At 63.8% G+C, this 17,109-nt stretch carries 14 protein-coding genes; 7 read left to right on the top strand and 7 right to left on the bottom strand.

All coding sequences use genetic code 11. From position 1 onward, the window contains the following. The first annotated feature begins 57 nt into the window (after window positions 1-57). Complete coding sequence (gene alaC, locus PCE31107_RS07765) at window positions 58-1,275, top strand: alanine transaminase (RefSeq protein WP_150607505.1); 1,218 nt, start codon at window positions 58-60, stop codon at window positions 1,273-1,275. Window positions 1,276-1,355: 80 nt separating this feature from the next. Here the strand turns inward: alaC and PCE31107_RS07760 are convergent, their stop codons facing one another. From PCE31107_RS07760 to PCE31107_RS07745, 4 genes are read right to left on the bottom strand one after another with little or no spacing between them, the layout of a single operon-like run. Beyond that, entirely contained in the window at window positions 1,356-1,769 is a 414-nt protein-coding gene (locus PCE31107_RS07760; protein WP_130026765.1) for a PPC domain-containing DNA-binding protein, read from the bottom strand. Then, a complete protein-coding gene (locus tag PCE31107_RS07755) occupies window positions 1,766-2,302 on the bottom strand; it encodes a PPC domain-containing DNA-binding protein (protein ID WP_240756038.1) in 537 nt (178 codons plus the stop codon). The genes PCE31107_RS07760 and PCE31107_RS07755 overlap by 4 nt, the downstream gene beginning before the upstream one ends. Beyond that, complete coding sequence (locus PCE31107_RS07750; protein ID WP_281352560.1) at window positions 2,299-3,906, bottom strand: acyl-CoA synthetase; 1,608 nt, start codon at window positions 3,904-3,906, stop codon at window positions 2,299-2,301. The genes PCE31107_RS07755 and PCE31107_RS07750 overlap by 4 nt, the downstream gene beginning before the upstream one ends. A 52-nt stretch (window positions 3,907-3,958) precedes the next feature. Further along, entirely contained in the window at window positions 3,959-5,125 is a 1,167-nt protein-coding gene (locus PCE31107_RS07745; protein ID WP_130026767.1) for an acetyl-CoA acetyltransferase, read from the bottom strand. Window positions 5,126-5,711: 586 nt separating this feature from the next. Here PCE31107_RS07745 and PCE31107_RS07740 point away from each other — a divergent pair. The 3 genes from PCE31107_RS07740 to PCE31107_RS07730 all read left to right on the top strand — a co-directional run bounded on the left by PCE31107_RS07740 (window position 5,712) and on the right by PCE31107_RS07730 (window position 9,467). Next, on the top strand, window positions 5,712-6,731 hold the full coding sequence (locus tag PCE31107_RS07740) for a TRAP transporter substrate-binding protein (protein ID WP_017233946.1): 1,020 nt from the start codon (window positions 5,712-5,714) through the stop codon (window positions 6,729-6,731). A 15-nt stretch (window positions 6,732-6,746) separates the two neighbouring features. After that, window positions 6,747-8,609, top strand: coding sequence for a TRAP transporter large permease (locus tag PCE31107_RS07735; protein ID WP_246181760.1), 1,863 nt, complete (start codon window positions 6,747-6,749; stop codon window positions 8,607-8,609). A gap of 102 nt (window positions 8,610-8,711) precedes the next feature. After that, entirely contained in the window at window positions 8,712-9,467 is a 756-nt protein-coding gene (locus PCE31107_RS07730) for an SDR family NAD(P)-dependent oxidoreductase (RefSeq protein ID WP_130026769.1), read from the top strand. A gap of 26 nt (window positions 9,468-9,493) precedes the next feature. Here PCE31107_RS07730 and PCE31107_RS07725 read toward each other — a convergent pair whose 3' ends face one another. Next, complete coding sequence (locus PCE31107_RS07725; protein ID WP_130026770.1) at window positions 9,494-10,438, bottom strand: LysR family transcriptional regulator; 945 nt, start codon at window positions 10,436-10,438, stop codon at window positions 9,494-9,496. Window positions 10,439-10,619: 181 nt separating this feature from the next. On the opposite strand from PCE31107_RS07725, the gene PCE31107_RS07720 reads away from it, so the two are divergent. Together PCE31107_RS07720 and PCE31107_RS07715 are read left to right on the top strand one after the other, a co-directional pair. Continuing rightward, complete coding sequence (locus PCE31107_RS07720; protein ID WP_343032337.1) at window positions 10,620-11,855, top strand: sigma-54-dependent Fis family transcriptional regulator; 1,236 nt, start codon at window positions 10,620-10,622, stop codon at window positions 11,853-11,855. Window positions 11,856-12,687: 832 nt separating this feature from the next. After that, window positions 12,688-13,848, top strand: coding sequence for a porin (locus PCE31107_RS07715; RefSeq protein WP_130026771.1), 1,161 nt, complete (start codon window positions 12,688-12,690; stop codon window positions 13,846-13,848). Between the two features lie 113 nt (window positions 13,849-13,961). Here the strand turns inward: PCE31107_RS07715 and PCE31107_RS07710 are convergent, their stop codons facing one another. Further along, window positions 13,962-15,326, bottom strand: coding sequence for a gamma-glutamyl-gamma-aminobutyrate hydrolase family protein (locus PCE31107_RS07710; protein WP_150607499.1), 1,365 nt, complete (start codon window positions 15,324-15,326; stop codon window positions 13,962-13,964). Between the two features lie 349 nt (window positions 15,327-15,675). On the opposite strand from PCE31107_RS07710, the gene PCE31107_RS07705 reads away from it, so the two are divergent. Next, window positions 15,676-15,966 carry a YkvA family protein gene (locus PCE31107_RS07705; protein ID WP_130026773.1) on the top strand — a complete coding sequence of 97 codons (291 nt, stop codon included), beginning with the start codon at window positions 15,676-15,678 and terminating at the stop codon, window positions 15,964-15,966. A gap of 131 nt (window positions 15,967-16,097) precedes the next feature. Here PCE31107_RS07705 and PCE31107_RS07700 read toward each other — a convergent pair whose 3' ends face one another. Continuing rightward, window positions 16,098-17,072 carry a quinone oxidoreductase family protein gene (locus PCE31107_RS07700; RefSeq protein ID WP_130026774.1) on the bottom strand — a complete coding sequence of 325 codons (975 nt, stop codon included), beginning with the start codon at window positions 17,070-17,072 and terminating at the stop codon, window positions 16,098-16,100. Window positions 17,073-17,109 lie beyond the last annotated feature (37 nt).

The following is a 17,109-nucleotide window of genomic DNA, read 5'->3' as shown; positions in this document are numbered from 1 at the left end:
TGGCCAGCACACCGGCGTCGCTCGGACGGTTCCGGGCGCTTACGTTCCAGGATTCTCATGTCCAGCTCTCAGGGCTCGCGCAGCTTCGCGCGCATCAATCGTCTTCCCCCATACGTTTTCAATATCACCGCCGAGCTGAAGATGGCCGCACGCCGACGTGGCGAGGACATCATCGATCTCTCGATGGGCAACCCCGACGGGGCCACCCCGCCGCACATCGTCAGCAAGCTCGTGGAAGTCGCACAACGCCCCGACACGCACGGTTATTCGACGTCGCGCGGCATTCCGCGTCTGCGCCGCGCGATTACGCGCTGGTACAAGGATCGTTACGACGTTGACCTCGATCCCGAGCGCGAAGCCATTGTCACGATCGGCTCGAAGGAAGGTCTCGCTCACCTGATGCTCGCCACGCTGGATCAGGGCGACACGGTGCTGGTGCCGAATCCGTCGTACCCGATCCATATCTACGGTGCCGTCATCGCGGGGGCGAACATTCGCTCCGTGCCGATGACGCCCGGCATCGACTTCTTCACCGAACTCGAGCGCGGCATTCGAGAAAGCCATCCGAAGCCGAAGATGGTGATCCTCGGCTTCCCCTCGAACCCCACCGCCCAGTGCGTCGAACTCGAATTCTTCGAGCGTGTGGTTGACCTCGCGCGCAAGCACGATATTCTCGTCGTGCACGATCTGGCCTACGCCGACATCGTCTACGACGGCTACAAGGCGCCCTCGATCATGCAAGTGCCCGGCGCACAAGACGTAGCGGTCGAATTCTTCACGCTCTCGAAGAGCTACAACATGGCCGGCTGGCGCATCGGCTTCATGGTCGGCAATGCCGAACTCGTCGCCGCGCTCGCCCGCATCAAGAGCTATCACGACTACGGCACGTTCACGCCGCTGCAGGTCGCCGCCATCGCAGCGCTTGAAGGCGATCAACACTGCGTCGAAGAAATTCGCGCACAGTATCAGCGCCGCCGCGACGTGCTCTACAAGGGGCTGACGGAAACCGGCTGGGACGTCGATCTGCCACGCGCGTCGATGTACATCTGGGCACGAATTCCCGAACCGTATCGCGCGCTCGGCTCACTCGAATTCGCCAAGAAGCTGCTCGCGCAGGCCAAGGTCTCGGTCTCGCCGGGCATCGGCTTCGGCGAGTACGGCGACGAGTATGTGCGCTTCGCCTTGATCGAGAACGAGTCGCGCATTCGTCAGGCCGTGCGCGGCATCAAGCACATGTTCCGCGAAGACGGACTGGTCCACCCGACGGTCGCCTGACCCGCGTCGGAACACGCCACAAAGCAACGGGGAGTCCGAAGACTCCCCGTTTGCCTTGCCCTGATCGATGCCTACGACCTCTATGCTGGCAACCACTCCTGCAACGTCACTTCAATGGTGATGAACGAGAGGTTGCCGCCGCGCACGAAGCGCCCGGCGAACATCCGCCCGTCGGTATCGGCGACCATGCCGTGCAGCGTGGGAAGCTCGCTCACGACATCGGACCGTACGTCGACCTCACCGAATACATTGAGGATTTCCACCCCGGGGCCGCTCACCCGCTGTTCGCGCCAGCCGTCGCCCGCGCGAAACGCCAGACGCGCGTCGACCAGGCTTCCCACGGCACCGCGCACGATGGCGCGCGAGATGGCATGCTCCGCACATAGCGCTTCGATGCTTTCCGTCAAGTCCTGATTGGGTTTGAGACGGGCCACGACCAACCTGCCCAGCGTGCCGTTCTCGATGTCGACCGAGATATCCAGTGCGGCGCTCATGAGAGATCTCCCGCGATGGGATGGAGCAGACGGAAACGCGTCTCCTCGTCATCCGCGCTCACGTAGCCGCCGCGCTCGAATAAACATAGGCGAATCACGACCGGCTCGTCGCCGGCCCATGTGTGATCGAGAATCAGATGGCCGCCATGCAACTCGCCGCTCGGGTCGGAAAACCCCGCATGGCAATGCAGCAGCGTGGCGCCGTCGGCCGTGCGGCCCACCGTGATCGCGCCGCCGATCAGATCCACCTCCCGGATTTCGTCCACCGGCGCCCCATAGCCAAAGGGTCGCTCCGAGTCCGCGGTGGTCTCGATCATGTGATACCGCAGACCACGCGCGGTGCCCGCGCAGAAACGGCCGACGCCGCCACCATACGCATAGCGGGATAACGCTTCGCGTAAGGACTCGCCGAGATTCGCACCCGACCGGATCGTGACGCGCAGTTCGTGCTGCCCGCTCAACACGCAGTCTTCCACACGGGGTAACGTGGGGGCGCCTGCATGTCGATAGATCCGTGAAAGCGCAGGTTTCATAGTCGATAGTCTCCTTGCTCTTCGAGCATCGTCTTGATTTGCTTCTTCACGATCTTGCCGTAGCCCGACTTGGGCATGGCATTCCAGAATACGAAGCGCCGCGGCCACTTGTAGCGGGCGATACGCGCCTCGAGATGTCCGAGTAGTTCATCGGCCTGAGTGGCCATGCCTTCCCGGGCGACCACCACGGCAAGCCCGCTCTCGCCCCACTTGGGGTCGGGCACGCCAAGCACCGCGCACTCCGACACGGCCGGGTGCGTGAGCAACGCTTCCTCGATCTCGCGCGGATAGACGTTCGAGCCGCCCGAGATGTACATGTCCGACGCGCGGCCCGTGATGTACAGGAACCCCTGCGCATCGACATGTCCGAGATCGCCGGTGTGAAACCAGTCGTCCTTGAACGCCTTGGCATTCGCCTCCGGATTGTTGTGATATCCCATGAAGACGGCCGGACCGCGCACGCAGATCTCGCCCGACGCGAACGGCGGCTGACGCTCGCCACGCTCGTCGAGAATCGCCACTTCCATACCGGTACGCGGCACGCCGCAGGTGCCCACGCGCGCGTCGGGTGCGTCGTCGTCATCGGTGTGCAGCCACGGCGGCAACACGGTGATGTTGCCCGTCACCTCGCCCAGCCCGTAGTACTGCACCAGTACCTTGCCCAGCTTATGCAGCGCGTATTTCTGATCGGCACGATACATCGGTGCTCCGGCGTAAATCACGAAGCGCAGCGAGCGATGGTCGTAGCGATCCACCGCCGGGTCTTCGACCAGCATCTTGACGATAGTCGGCACCGTGAACATGTTGTCGACGCCATGGCGCTCGATCGCCTGCCAGACTTGTTCGGCATCCATCCTCTCGCCCGGCAGCAGCACGCTGGCCGCCCCGCGCGCCGTATTGACGATGGCGTGAATGCCCGCGCCGTGCGAGAGCGGCGCCACCACCATCGAGCGGCTGCGATAGGTAATGCCCGGCATCAGGTCGGCCAGATGATTCGTCACGACGAACGCCATCTGCCCATGCGAGAGCACGCCCGCCTTCGGATGCCCGGTCGTGCCCGACGTGTAGAAGAACCACAATGGATCTTCGTACTCGACTTCCGCCTCGTAGCCGGGCGCGCCGCGGTGATCCGCGATCAGCGCCTCGTAATGCAGCTCCCCTGCGCGCGGCTCGCCCAGCGCAATCACATGGCGCAACGCGGGCGACGCGGCACGCACGGCGTCGACGTGTCCCTCGAAGCCGGCGTCGTAGATCATCACGCACGCACCGCTCGATTGGCCCAGATACGCCGCTTCCGGTGCGGTAATACGGAAGTTCGTCGGCACCCACACCGCGCCCAGCCGAAAAGCGACCCATGCGCTCTCGAAGATGGGCAGGTTGTTGCGCGAGTGCACCAGCAGCTTGTCTCCCTTGCCGACACCGAGCTTGCGCAGCGCATCGACGGCAGCGTTCACGCGCGCATCGATCTCGCCCCATGTGCTGACCTTGTCGCCGACGATCAGACCGGGCTCGTCCGGATGACGTCGGGCAACGTCGGCCAGCAGGCGGCCGAGATTCATGACCTTCTTGAGCATGTCGCTCGTCTCCTCGTTCTTTTCGCTCAGTCCCGCCCGGCAAATGCCGGGCAGCCTGCCTCACCACCGTTCAAGCGAAGCATCAGCGCGCTTCGAGGATGCTCACGTAATTGGCCACCGCCGCGCCGCCCATGTTGAACACGCCCGCGAGCCGCGCATTGGGAATTTGCATCTCGCCCGCGGTCCCCGTCAGTTGCATCGCGGCCATCACGTGCATAGACACGCCTGTGGCGCCGACCGGATGGCCCTTCGCCTTCAGGCCACCCGACGGATTGACCGGCAGCAGACCGTTCTTCTCCGTCACGCCCTCGGCCACCAGACTCGCACCCTGCCCCGGTTTGGCCAGGCCCATCGCCTCGTACTCAATCAGCTCGGCGATCGTGAAGCAATCATGCGTCTCGACCAGCGACAGATCCTTCAACGAGACACCGGCCACCCCCAATGCCTGACGCCACGCATGCTGGCCGCCTTCGAACGCCAGCGGATCGCGACGCGAGAGCGGCAGGTAGTCGTTGACCTGCACCGCCGCGCGGAAGCCGACCGCCTTGGGCATCGTGCGCGCCACGTCGGCCTTCGAGATCACGAGCGCCGCGGCGCCGTCCGACACCATGGAACAGTCGGTGCGCTTGAGCGGCCCGGCCACGAACGGATTCTTCTCGGAGACGTTGCGGCAGAAGTCGTAACCGAAGTCGCGGCGCATATGCGCGTAAGGATTGACCGACCCATTGCGATGGTTCTTCGCCGCGATGCGTGCCAGGGCATCGGACTGATCGCCATAGCGGTCGAAATAGGCCTGCGCGATCGTGCCGAAAACGCCGGCGAAGCCGCCCGGAATGTCCGCCTCTTCGCGTGCGTACGAACACTTGAGCAGGACTTCGCCAACCTGCGGCGTCGCCAACTCGGTCATCTTCTCGAAGCCGATCACGAGCACGTGGGTGGCCTTGCCCGCCTCGATGGACTGCAAACCGCCGTGCACGGCCGCCGACCCCGTTGCGCACGCATTTTCGTAGCGCGTGGCAGGCTTGAAACGTAGTCCGGGAATGCGATTGAAAACGAGCGACGACGGAAAGTCCTGGTAAAGAAAGCCGCCGTTGAACGTACCGACGTGAATGGAATCGATCTGCTCGGGCGCGAGGCCCGCGTCGTCGAGCGCGGCCTGGGCGATATCGGCCAGCAGAACTTCGGCATCGACATTATCGAGTTTTCCGAACTGGGAGTGAGCCCAGCCGGTGAGGCATGCAGCAACCATGAAGTGTCTCCGGAAAAATTAGGTCATTCAGACTCCGGTGAGCAATTTCGATGCCAGACCGATGCCGCACCGTCTCGGTGTGCCCGCCGCACGAGCGCCCACGGCACAGTGCCGACTCATTGCGTCCTCATCGCCTTGTCCGCTCGCGTGGCGCACTCGCCGTTGACGTAAGCGTAAAGCCGCCATCGCCGGCCCATCAAGCAAACTTGTCGACGCGCGGGGTCGCCACGACATGCTGCACCGCAACGCGATATCTCGCCCCTGAAGCCCAGCGACACCTGTCGCATCGTTGTCGTCCGCCGCATGCGACAGGTGTCGCAGCACGGGCAGCCGATGCGACAGGTGTCGCACGATCTGTCGGTCAACCAAGCAATGCCCACGGCGCGAGAGCTCAACAATGCTTAATAACGTAAGGGTTTTCCCGTCCGGACGGCGAACTGGCACTCGATTTGCGTAAGATAGCCAAGCCACTTGCGAGCCGCGTCACGCTCGCCTTACGAGATGGCCGAGGCGTTGCAGGGCAACACGTCCGCCCACCTCGCGCTTCAGACGCAGTCACCAAACCTAAAATCAGGAGACATGCAGTATGAGCAACATGGATCGCCGCCACTTCATCAAAGTCGTGGCCGCCACGTCGGCCGCCGCCGCCACGGGCTTGTATCAGACGCAAGCGCACGCTGCCGAATTCACGCTGAAGTTCGCCAACAATCTTCCCGTCAGCCACCCGATGAACGTTCGCGCCAAAGAGATGGCGCAGAAGATCGCGGAGCAGTCGAAAGGTCGCATCGACTTCCAGATCTACCCGAACAACCAGTTGGGCAGCGACAGCGACATGCTGAGCCAGGTTCGCTCGGGCGCCATCGACTACTTCACGCTCTCGCCGCTGATTCTCGGCACGCTCGTGCCCTCGGCGCAGATCTCCGGCGTGGGCTTCGCGTTCAAGGACTACGGTCAGGTATGGGCCGCGATGGACGGCGACCTGGGCGCCCACGTACGCAGCCAGATCGCAAAGACCTCCGTGTTCGCCTTCGACAAGATCTGGGAAAACGGGTATCGCCAGATCACCACCAGCAGCCGCCCGATCAATTCGCCGGCCGACCTCAAGGGCCTGAAGATCCGCGTGCCGACGAGCCCGCTGTGGACGTCGATGTTCCGCGCGTTCGACGCCGCGCCCACGTCGATCAACTTCTCCGAAGTGTATTCGGCCCTGCAGACGCACATCGTCGAAGCCCAGGAAAATCCGCTGGCCATTCTGACCACGGCCAAGCTGTACGAAGTGCAGAAGTACGTGTCGATGACGAACCACATGTGGGACGGCTTCTGGTTCCTGGGCAACAAGCAGAAGTGGGACAAGCTGCCGAAGGACCTGCAGGCGATCGTCACCGCCAACGTGAACGCCGCGGCGCTCGCGCAACGCGACGATGTGCGCAAGCTCAACGACAGCGTGACGACTGAACTCAAGCAGAAGGGCCTCGTGTTCAACGCACCGAACAACGAGCAGTTCCGCGACAAGCTTCGCGCCGCCGGGTTCTATGCCGAATGGCACAAGAAGTTCGGCGACGAGGCGTGGTCGATGCTCGAAAAGTACACCGGGAAGCTTGCGTAAATGGAAACGTTGACGATGACGGCCGAGCCGACGCACGCGCTTGCCCGCCTCTTCTGCCACGTCAACCGCGCGGTGATGAAAGTCACCGAAGCGGTTGCCGTGCTGCTGGTGGTGGCCGAGACGCTCATCCTGCTCGCGGGGGTGATCTCGCGTTATGGGTTCGATAATCCGCTCACCTGGTCGGACGAACTGGCGCAGATCCTGTTCATCTGGCTATCGATGCTCGGTGCCGTGCTCGCGCTCGACCGGGGCGAGCACATGCGGCTGTCCGCCATCGTCAACAAACTCCCGGCGGCATGGCGTGACTGGTTTCAGACCATGGCCGCGCTCACGGTCTGCGTATTCGTCGCGCTCATTATCGTGCCCGCGTATTCGCATGCCATCGAGCAGATGGACATCACCACGCCCGCGCTGGAAATTCCCGACGGGCTGCGCGCCGCGGCCCTGCCCGTGGGCGCGGTGCTGATGCTCATCGCCGCCGTCTCGCGCCTGGCGCGCTGCTCGAGCCTGCGCCAGCTCGGACTCGGTGTGCTGGTGGTGGCCGCGCTGGGTGCCGCGCTCTGGCTTGGGCGCCCCGCGCTCATCGCCATGGGCAATTACAACCTGCTGGTGTTCTTCGTGCTGATCGTCGGCGTCTGCGTGGCTGGCGGCATTCCGATTGCGTTTGCGTTCGGGACGGCAACACTGGCGTATCTGGCGCTCGTAACCGACGCCCCGCTGCAGATCGTCGTCAGCCGCATGGACGAAGGGATGTCAGGCCTCATCCTGCTGTCGGTGCCGCTGTTCGTGCTGCTCGGCGCGCTCATCGAAATGAGCGGGCTGGCACGCAGCCTGATCGAATTCATGGCCGCGCTGCTCGGTCACGTGCGCGGTGGCCTGCAATATGTGCTGCTCGGTGCCATGTTCCTGGTCTCGGGCATTTCCGGATCGAAAGCGGCCGACATGGCGGCCGTTGCGCCCGCGCTCTTCCCCGAGATGCAGCGACGCGGTTCGAAGCCGGAAGATCTCGTGGCGCTGCTCGCGTCGACCGGCGCCATGACGGAGACGATCCCGCCGAGCCTCGTACTCATCACGATCGGCGCCGTGTGCGGTGTATCGATCACCTCGCTCTTCATCGGCGGCCTGCTGCCCGCGGTCATCGCCACGCTTGCCATCGTCGTGGTGTGTTTCGCGCGTTCGCGCAAGGAAGCGCCGAGTGCGGCCCGCCGCGCGCCGTGGCGCGTGATCGGCAAGACGTTCATCGTGGCCTTGCCGGCGCTCGCCCTGCCGATTCTCATCCGCACGGCCGTGATCGAGGGGGCTGCCACGGCCACCGAAGTCTCGACCGTCGGTATCGCCTACACGGTCGTGATCGGCCTGATCGTGCATGCGTTCAAGAAGCACCTGAACTTCAAGCGCCTGTATCCGCTGTTGACGGAAACGGCCGCGCTCTCCGGCGCGATCCTGCTGATTATCGGCATGGCCACGGCCATGGCCTGGGCGCTCACGCAATCCGGGTTCTCCGCCGCGCTGGTCAGTCTGATGCACGGCATGCCCGGCGGTCAGGTCGGCTTCCTGCTCATCTCGATGGTCGTCTTCATCATCCTGGGCAGCGTGCTCGAAGGCATTCCGGCCATCGTGCTGTTCGGACCGCTGCTCTTCCCGGTCGCGCGCTCGCTGGGCATTCACGACGTGCATTACGCCATGGTCGTGATCCTCTCGATGGGCATGGGACTGTTCGCCCCGCCGCTGGGTGTCGGCTTCTACGCCGCGTGCGCCATCGGCAAGACATCGCCGGACAAGGTATTCAACCGGATGTGGACCTACATGGGCGCGCTGTTCGTCGCGCTGCTCCTCGTGGTGCTCGTTCCCTGGATCTCGATCGGCTTCCTGAAGTAAGGCAAATCCGCTAGCGGTTTCGCAATATCACCGACGGGCTCCGCCGCACTGCTGGCGGCGGAGCCCGATCTGTAAAAATCATTGAATTTAGGAGTCCATAGCATGACGGAGAAAGTGGCGGTAGTGACGGGCGGTGGAATGGGCATTGGCGCCGCCATCTGCGAGCGCTTGATGCATGACGGCATGACCGTGGTGGTCGCCGACCTGAACGAAGGCGCCGCCGCCGAAACGGCGGAAAAACTGAACGCGGCGGGCGGCACGGCGTGGGCGCTGGCCATGAATGTGGGCGACGCGGCGTCGATTGCCGACGGCTTCGCAAAGATTGCGCAGCGCCATGGCCGCTGCGACGTGCTCGTGAACAATGCCGGTATCGCCAAGACGTTTCCGTTTCTCGACTATCCACTCGATCACTGGCATCAGGTCATGGCCGTGAACCTCACGGGCACGCTGCTGTGCGGCCAGCACGCCGCGCGACTCATGCGTGAGCAACGCTGGGGGCGCGTCGTCAATCTGGCGTCGGTGGCGGGCATTCTGGCCAGCGCCGGACGCACCGCCTACGGCACGTCGAAGGCCGCCGTCATCGGGCTCACGCGTCAGATGGCCATCGAACTCGCGCCGTTCGGCATCACCGCCAACGCGATCGCTCCCGGTCCCGTCGACACGCCGCTCACGCAGGCGCTGCATTCCGACATTTCGCGTCGTCACTATACGGAGACGACACCGCTCGGCCGTTATGGGCAGCCGCGTGAGATCGCTGGCGCCGTGAGCTTTCTCGCGTCGGACGACGCCTCGTATGTGACCGGCCACATCCTGCCGGTCGACGGCGGCTTCGTGGCCGCCGGCATTCTGGAAATCTGACAGCGCGCTTGTCTCTCGCGCCGCCTTCAGCGCGCGCTGGTGTCCGGCCCATCGGGCACCAGCCGTGCGCCCGGTGCGCGCTGCATATCGCGCCACACCGCTCGCGCGTTCTCCACAAACGTCTCGACGCACGGATTGTGATTGTCGCGGCTCCACAGGAGCGCCACTTCCGCCACCGGTGCATTGCGCAATGGTCTGAAAACCGCATTGCCGAACGCGCTCGTGCTGCTCATCGACATCGGCACCATCGCCACGCCCAGCCCTTCGCCCACCAGGTTGATGATGGTCTGCTGCAGGTTGGTTTCGAGCCGGATATGCGGCGAGAAGCCCGCGCGACGGCAATGGTCGACGACCAGATCATAGACAAGCGGGGCGATCTCGCGCGGAATGCTCACGAACGACTCTTCGGCCAGTTGCGCGGCGTCGAGCACCCGCGCCTTCCCCAACGGGTGCGTGCGTGGGAGCACCGCCACCATCTCCTCGCGAAACACGGTCGCCGTACCGAGCCCGGTCAGGTCTTCAGGGCGATACATGATGCCGACGTCGGTCTGCCCAGCCCGCACGGATTCGGCGAGCAGATTCGGTAACGTTTCCGCCAATTTCATGTCGACGCGCGAATACGCGGCGGCATACGTGCGCGTGAGCGCGGGCAGGATGTTGTACGCGGAGGACATCATGAAGCCGACTGTGATCGCGCCATCCTCTCCCCGGCTCGCCGCCACGACATTGCGGCGCGCCCGATCGACCGAGTTGAGAATTTCCACCGCGTCCTGATAAAGACGAGCGCCGGCACGCGTGAGGCGCACGCTGCGGCGCGTTCGCTCGAAAAGCTGCACACCCAGCTCTGCCTCCATTAGCGCGATCTGGCGCGACAGGGGCGGCTGGGAGATATGCAATTGCTGGGCGGCTCGGCCGAAGTGAAGGGTCTCGGCGAGCACCACAAAGTACTGGAAATGGCGCAGCTCAATCATCTGATACCCCAAAGGTATTAATGGCGCATCTATATTGTATTGGATGTTATGACTGGGCAGTCGTATCCTGCATCAGCGGTTGGCCACCCGAGCCGGCTGCGACATAAAGAGACGTCAGGAATCGCCAGGCCACAAGCCACCGACGGCGCCCTTTCGTACCGATACGAGAAGGAGACAAGTCATGCCCGCTCACCTTGCTGTAGCGTCAGCCCCCGCTCGACCTGTCGGCCCCGCCGCCCCCCTCGGCGCCGCCACTGCCAGTACCGCCGCCTTCAGCCACATCGCCACGCTCGCCGAGCGCATCCATCGGGTACCGGCCGCGCCCGCCGCCGCACCTCAAATGCGCCCCGACTATCTCGCCATTGACGATCTGTGCGGCACCGACGCCCGAATGCGCGCGTTGCTCTCGCGCGGCAAGCGCTTCGTCGATCGCGGACTGCCGGTGCTGATCCTCGGTGAGACGGGAACGGGCAAGGAGTTTCTGGCCCGCGCGCTGCACGAGTACAGCGAACGGCGCGCGCAAGCGTTTGTCGCGATCAATACGGCATCGCTGCCGGAACATCTCGTCGAGAGCGAATTGTTCGGCTATCAGCGCGGCGCGTTTTCGGGCGCCCTGCCCGGCGGAATGAAAGGGAAGTTGCAGCAGGCCGACGGCGGCACGCTGTTCCTCGACGAGATCGGCGACATGCCTTATGCGCTGCAAACGCGGCTACTGCGCGTGCTCTCGGAGCAGGAAGTCACGCCGCTGGGCGCGAGTCATCCGGTGCCCGTCAACGTTCAGCTCATCTGCGCCACGCATCAGGATCTCGCCGGCGCGGTGGCACAGGGCACGTTCCGCGAAGATCTTTACTACCGCATCGCCGTGGGCGTACTCACGCTGCCGACACTGCGCGAGCGCGACGACAAGCGCGAGTTGATCGCGCGCATGTTGTGCGACGAATGGCCGGGATTGCGCGCCGATCAGGCATTGGCTCGCGTAGCGCCGCACGCCATGTCGTGCCTGCTCGCCCACGCGTGGCCGGGCAATCTGCGCCAGATGCGCGCCGCATTGCGTTACGCGTGCGCGGTAATGGCTGGCGATATGCTGGGGATGGACGACCTGCCGCCGGAACTCGTCATGCCGTCGCCGGCGCGCAATGTGGATGGCCATGTCGCGATGCGTGTCCTGGAAGCGCGAGATGTCGTGGCGTCGAGCCCCGTCGCCGCCCCGAACGAAGCAAGTGCGCAGGCATCGCCGCACGACCACCGCGAGCGCGACCGCATTCTGCAGGCGCTCGCGCAACACCGCTGGAACATTTCCGCAGCGGCGCGCACCCTCGGCTTCTGCCGAGCGTCGCTGTATCGCAAGCTCAAGCAGTTGCGCATTCCGCACGTGCGCGATTGCGGCGACGCCTTCGGCGCGAGCCCTTACGCGTAGCCCAACATGCGGCAAAAAACGCAGACAAAAAAAGCGCGGCCAATGAGGCCGCGCCAAGGTTTGGAGACTTTTCACTCAACGCAAAAGTCTACTTCTCGCGGAACGTAGTATAGGGTCTGGCCTCCCGAATCATTCTCATCATTCGGCGCAATGCATTATTCGGCGACTCGCAATAGTCCGTAAAACGCTATCAATAAAGGACTTTTAGGCGCGAGTCGATGTTTTACGCCTGTCGGCATCTCGGATTTTCCTCATCGCATGGGCTTCAGTACGCGCGCTGACGTGATCATGACGGCTACCCGCACCGCCCCCCCGACACCTCTGCATATCGCCCCCACAAAACCTCACCGATGATGCAACGGAAGGTGCCTCTATCGACGGCATTATTTCGTTCGGCGCGTGACGTGGGTCAATGATCGCCATCGCGGCGATCATCTGTCGCCGGAACTTAACGCCTTGCCCCATGTCGCGTGTAGATCCAGTGCTGGCAACGCTTCGCGAGCGATGCCGCTTGCCCTCTGCACTGTGTCCCAAGCGCAACACACGTCGCTTGCGTGGTCATTTATCGCCTAGGCTTAATCAAGCCAATCCCTTATTGGACAACGCTTTTCGGCACATTCGGCGGATTCTTCCCGTATCCGCAATAGATTCTTGCGGATTCTGAAATAGGCGCGGGTCTCGCTCACTCATACACTGCCCCCTGTCAACAGAGCAGTGCCGATACCTGATCGGGTCCGCGAATGACAAACCGTCACCTCGACATGTTCTGTTTCGCCGCGTTCTGTTTTCACGCGAATTCTGCGATTCGTGTCACGTTACTGGAGCTTAAACCATGAAAAAAACTCTTCTTGCCGCTGCCGTTGTCGGCGCGTTCTCCGCGAGCGCCCAAGCGCAAAGCAGCGTCACCCTGTATGGCTTGATCGACGCTGGCGTCGCTTACACCAGCAACTCGACGACCTCGACGGCTTCGGGTTCGAAGAACTTCCGCGCAACGAGCGGCCTGATCAACGGCAGCCGTTGGGGCCTGAAGGGCGCGGAAGATCTGGGTGGCGGTAACAAGGCCATCTTCGTGCTGGAAAACGGCTTCTCGATCAACAACGGCACGTCGGGCCAAAACGGCCGCATGTTCGGTCGTCAGGCGTTTGTTGGCCTGCAGAACGACAAGTTCGGCTCGGTGACGATCGGTCGTCAATACGACTCGCTGGTTGACTACCTGGCACCGCTGACCCTGAACGGTTCGTCGTTCGGTGGCACGATCGCAGCGCACCCGTACGATAACGACAACACGAACAACTCGTTCCGTGTGAACAACTCGGTCAAGTACTCGAGCGCCAACTACAACGGCCTGACCTTCGGCGGCCTGTATGGCTTCTCGAACAAGGCTGGCGATTTCGCCAACAACCGCGCCTTCAGCGCTGGCGTGAACTACGCGAACGGCCCGCTGACCGTGGCCGCAGCCTACCTGGAACGCCAAGGCAACACGGGCGCCAACAACACCAGCGGCGCAGTCGACACGTCGACTGGCGGTGACTCGGTGTTCAGCGCCTCGAAGCAACGCGTCTGGGGTATCGGTGGTAACTACGCCTTCGGCCCGGCAACCGTCGGCCTGGTGTACACGCACACGCAACTCCAAGGCCTGACCGGCCTGAACTTCAACAGCACGTCGGTTGCCTTCGGCAACGACGGCCTGAAGTTCGACAACTTCGAAGTCAACGGTCGCTACATGCTGACCCCGGCAGTCTCGCTGTCCGCCGCGTACACGTACACGATGGCCAAGCAAGATTCGACGGACAAGAAGCCGAAGTTCCACACCGTGACGCTGCAAGCCGACTACCGTCTGTCGAAGCGTACCGATGTGTACCTGACCGGTTCGTACCAGCACATCTCCGACAACGAAGGCACGGGCCTCCAAGCCGGTGTCGGCGCTGCCGGCGGTATGTCGTCGACCAGCTCGCAAACCGTTGTGGGCACGGGCATCCGTCACCGCTTCTAATCGACGCGGTGCGCACACCGGCGGCATGATGCCGGTGCGCCTGACATGAAAATGGGCAGCCTCGCGGCTGCCCATTTTTCATTGCGTCGATCGCGGTGCGATCAAACGCCCAATCAGAAGCGCGTTTCGCGCGCGGCGCGCAGGAAGTTGTCGAGCACCGGTGTGCAATCGAGATACTCCGGCCCGCCCGCCCGGTGAAATTCCGGGTGCCATTGCAGGCCCATCACGAACGGCGCCTTGCGATAGCGAATGGCTTCCACCACCCCATCTTCCGAGCACACCGCCTCCACACTCAGGTCGCGCCCAAGCGTTCTCACCGACTGGTGATGGATCGAGTTGACGATCGGCACGTCGACCGGCCCGAGCATCTGCGCGAGCGATGAGCCCTCGGGAAACGTCAGCGTGTGACGGTTGTGTTCGTAGGTATCGGTCACGTGCGGGATCGCGTCGGGCAGATCCGTGGCGATGTCCTGGTGCAGCGTGCCGCCAAACGCCACGTTGATGAGCTGGCAGCCGCGACACACACCGAGAATCGGCTTGCCCTGCTCCACGAACTCATGCAGCAGTTCGAGTTCGTACATGTCGCGCATGCGATCGCCTTGCCATTCGTGGCGCGTCGCCACTTCCGAATAGCTGTGCGGCGACACGTCAGCCCCGCCCTGCAACACCAGTCCGTCGAGGTGCTTCGCATAATCGTGCAAACGGATGTGGCTCGGGTGCAGCAGGCCCTGCGTGTCGACCGTGGGAATCATGAACACCAGCACGTCGCGCGACATCACCCAGTGCGCGATCGACTCTTCGAGGTACTGAAGCGTCTTGCTGCGCAGGCCCTTCGCCCCCGGCTCCGGATGAAAGATGCGCGCTGAAATGCCGATCTTCAGGGTGCGCTGCGTGATGCGCTGCCCCGCGCGGTCGTACCACGCGCGAAACCGCGCCGAAGTAATGCGACGCAGCACCGACCACGGTGAATCGCCCGCCCGCAGGTACGACGGCTGGGTGCCCATCGAGGCGGGGCTGCCAGGACGCGCGGCACCGGGGCCGAATGTCGGCTGATGCGGCGGCTCGTCGCTGCCGGCCGCAGTGGCCGCTTCGCTCGGCTTTGGCGCCGGCGTGCCAATCGGATTACGATCCGCGGCCACTTCGGCCGCCGACGCCTGAACTGAGGGGCTCGTCGCTGCGGCAGAAGCCCCTGGCGACGCCTCGGGCGCGGGTGCCGGACGCGTGAGCGTGTCGGGGTTCGCTGGCATGTTACCCGAAGCCTCAGCCGTGCCCGCAACGGGTTTCGCCGTCGCATGGGACATCGCCGTTGTCGGCGGCTCCACATACTCGGACGCGCCCTGCGAAGCTGGCGTTGGCGACGTACCGGCGTCGCCGGACGGCGGCGTCTGCGGTGAGGTTGCGCTCTTGTTCGTATCGGATTCGGGCGTATTCGACCGTTGCGACGGCAGCGGCGATTTCGGATCTTGAGCGTCAGTCATGGTGGCGTTTGGATGGCGTCCGCGAAGGGGGAAAAATGGATGGACCGCTGCGGCTGGCAAATTATCCCGCTGGCCCGATCCTGCCGCAACCGGGAAAGCCAATCGACCGCCCGATCCGGCGCCTCGGCACCAGACAGGGCTCGATGAGCGATGAAACCACCTCGACTCGGCGTGGTCGAAGCACAATATCACGCATCGTGCGTATGAACCCACACGCCACGGACGATTCAGCCCACCAGACCGATAAGCGTGCGATGCGAGAATTTAACAAATCAATGAGCGACGTTTCCATCAATTCAATGAGGACACCGGCCTCATCCGGCCGCGATATTCGTTCAGGAGCCTGCTAATGAAGCGTTTTCTGCGTTTGTGGCAAGTTGCCCGCCACGATTTCCGCGTGCTTTGGCGGGCGGCCCGCGATCCGCGCCGCCCGCGCTGGTTGCTGCCCGCGCTGGCGCTGCTCGGCGTCTATTTAGTCAGTCCGTTCGATCTGATTCCGGACTTTGTGCCAGTCTTCGGCCTGCTCGACGATGTCGTCGTGATCGGGCTGGTGGTGCATTGGCTCATCAACCGGCTGCCCGAGGACGTGCGCGAGGATGCGCGCGCCCACGGCGTCCACAGCTTTTCGCAGCGAGTCTGAATCGGGTCGTTGACGGCGTCGCCCGCCATGAGCAACGGACCCTGGCCGAGTCCCCCGAACGTTGGGCCGACGTCCAGCGTTACGGGGGTACATCACATCGCGCGCGTTGGCGTTAGCGACATCCCCCGCACTCAGGGCATGAGCAATGTCGACCCAGTGGTTTTGCGCGCCTCGAGATCGCGATGGGCCTGGGCCACGTCGGCCAATGCGTAACGCTGGTTGACCTCGATCTTGACCGAGCCCTTGGCGACAACGTCGAACAGGTCGTTGGCCGTGGCTTCCAGATCGGCCCGCTTGGCCGTGTAGCTGAAGAGCGTCGGGCGCGTGAAGAACAGCGAGCCGCGCGACACAAGATCGGCCGTGTTGATCTGCGCGACGGGCCCCGACGCGCTTCCGAAGTTCACCATCATGCCCAGCGGCCGCAGGCAGTCGAGCGAGCCGATGAACGTGTCCTTGCCGATGGAATCGTAGACGACCGGCACCCCTTCGCCACTCGTGATCTCCTTGACCCGTTCGACGAAATTCTCACGCGTATAGACGATCGGGTGGTCGCAGCCATGCTGGCGCGCGAGCGCCGCCTTCTCGTCGGAGCCGACCGTGCCGATCACCGTCGCGCCCAAGGCCTTGGCCCATTGGCACACGATGAGCCCCACGCCGCCGGCGGCCGCATGAATGAGGATCGTGTCGCCTGCCTTGACCGGGTAGGTGCGGCGCAACAGGTACTGCGCGGTCATGCCCTGCAGCATCATCGCGGCGGCCTGATCGTCGCTGATGCTGTCCGGTAGACGCACGAGCGAGGCCACCGGCATCACGCGGGCCTGCGAGTAGGCGCCGCAAGGACGGCTGGCATAGGCGACGCGGTCGCCCGCCTTGACGAGTGTCACGCCTTCGCCCACGGCCTCGACCACGCCGGCGGCTTCCATGCCCAGACCGGCCGGCAGCGGCTGCGGGTACAGGCCGGTGCGGAAATACACGTCGATGTAGTTCAGCCCGACGGCGTTGTGGCGCACGCGCGCCTCGCCCGGCCCGGGGTCGCCGACTTCGACGTCGACGTACTTCATCACTTCCGGACCGCCATTCTGTTCGATGCGAATTGCCTTGGTCATCCTCGCCCCTCTCACTCGTGTGAAGTGTGTTGTGAAC

This window comes from Pandoraea cepalis (assembly GCF_902459625.1).
GTDB classification, from domain to species: Bacteria; Pseudomonadota; Gammaproteobacteria; order Burkholderiales; family Burkholderiaceae; genus Pandoraea; species Pandoraea cepalis.
This window is presented reverse-complemented; position numbering and strand designations above follow the sequence as displayed.